This window comes from Halomonas sp. PBN3, from assembly GCF_000475415.1.
GTDB lineage: Bacteria > Pseudomonadota > Gammaproteobacteria > Pseudomonadales > Halomonadaceae > Halomonas > Halomonas shengliensis.
Map to the genome: position 1 here is coordinate 1 of NZ_AXCA01000059.1, position 1,710 is coordinate 1,710.

The following is a 1,710-nucleotide window of genomic DNA, read 5'->3' on the forward strand; positions in this document are numbered from 1 at the left end:
TAAAAAAGTAGCGCTGCCAGCCTCCACCATTCGCAAAAAGACTGAATGCGGCACCGGTGTTCCATAGGTGCACCCAGTTAAAGAACGGGGTCACCGAAACATACTCGCCATAGGCCATTGATTGCTGCACCAGCCACTTTACAGCCTGATCAGACGCTGCCAGCAGGCCCGATATGGACAATAGGGCATATGGCGAGAGTTTTTTGCCAATAATGAGCATTATTTAACCCTTCAACGCCAAAATGCGTCTGGCACCGTTAAGTACAATGCCCCCCGCGATGGTGCCGATAATCAGATCCGGATAATTGGAACCGGTCCACGCGACCAGGGCGCCGGCGGTGATGACCCCCAGGTTGATCACCACGTCGTTGGCCGAGAATATCCAGCTTGCCTTCATGTGCGCCCCGCCTTCCCGATGTTTGGATATGAGCAGCAGACAACTGGTATTGGCAATCAATGCGACGAATGCGATAGCCATCATCACCAGCGATTCAGGCTCACTACCGAATACAAAGCGTCTCACCACCTCTACGAGCACGCCCACAGCCAAGATCAGTTGCAGTACACCAGCAAGATGCGCGGCACGTACCTGCATTTTCACGCTATGTCCAACCGCATAAAGGGCAAGCCCGTACACCGCCGCATCGGCAAAATTGTCCAGGGATTCTCCAATCAGGCCGGTGGACTGGGCGATCAGACCGGCAGTCATTTCCACCACGAACAGAAGTGCATTGATGCCGAGCAACCAGCGCAGGGTCCCGGATTCTTGCTTAGCAGAAGCTGCCGAAAACTCGGCGGCCTTGATGGTCTCCGGATTTGCAGCGACGGTTTCCTGAAGCGAGGCGCCTAGCCCCAAGGTCTTCAGTTTCGAGGTGACGGGCTCGACCTCGCCGTCATGCACGACCTTCAGCCGGCGGTTCGACAAGTCGAAGGACAGCGCCCGAATCTCCTCAAAGCCGTTCAGGGCTAGGCGAATCATTCGTTCTTCTGATGGACAGTCCATCTTCGGCACGGCATAAACACTGACCCATCTCCCTGGCGCCTCGGAGGAGGCCTGTATATCGGTATCCGCTGCGGACGTTGCATCACCGCCACAGGCGCCACCACAGGATTTGCTCATGATACGACTCCACTTGAACAATGTTGTGGTACCATTTAAAACTATAAAGCTACTATAAGGTCAATAGAGTAAAGAATCCGTTGGGGAGGAGGCTGATGCGCATTGGTCAGTTGGCGCAGTTGGTAGGGGTCGAAACACAGACGATCCGCTTCTATGAACAGCAGGGCTTGTTGCCGCCGCCTGATCGGCAGGACAACGGTTACCGTGTCTATACCGAGAAGCATGGTGAGGGGCTGGCCTTCATCCGTCGCTGCAGAATCCTGGGCCTGTCACTGGCTGAGATTCACGAACTACAGAGCTATCAGGACGACCCTCATCAGCCTTGTACCGCCGTCAACGCCTTGCTCGATGATCACATCTCTCATGTGCGGTCGCAGATAACCGCTCTGCAAGCGCTTGAGAAACAACTCGTTTCACTGAGAGCGAGTTGCAACGATGACCGGGAAGTTGAGGCGTGTGGGGTTCTTGCTGGAATTAGCGAAGGAAACATGCACCAGCAGTAGGTGAAGCATCAACCAGATAATCCGATGAGATGCCGGTCTGTCTCACTCTCATGCAAAGGTAAGATCAACCATTTAATCCGCTTACCC

General features: G+C 54.4%; 3 protein-coding genes. 1 reads left to right on the forward strand and 2 read right to left on the reverse strand.

The features are described 5' to 3' along the window. Together Q673_RS35855 and Q673_RS22815 are read right to left on the reverse strand one after the other, a co-directional pair. Positions 1–220, reverse strand: a 220-nt coding sequence (locus tag Q673_RS35855) for a signal peptidase II (RefSeq protein WP_174704275.1), incomplete at its 3' end; no start/stop codon positions are given. A gap of 3 nt (positions 221–223) precedes the next feature. After that, positions 224–1,120, reverse strand: coding sequence for a cation transporter (locus Q673_RS22815; protein ID WP_004574643.1), 897 nt, complete (start codon positions 1,118–1,120; stop codon positions 224–226). Between the two features lie 95 nt (positions 1,121–1,215). On the opposite strand from Q673_RS22815, the gene cadR reads away from it, so the two are divergent. Further along, the gene (gene cadR / locus Q673_RS22820) at positions 1,216–1,623 is read left to right on the forward strand and encodes a Cd(II)/Pb(II)-responsive transcriptional regulator (protein WP_004364961.1); all 408 of its coding nucleotides are present in this window, start codon (positions 1,216–1,218) and stop codon (positions 1,621–1,623) included. Positions 1,624–1,710 lie beyond the last annotated feature (87 nt).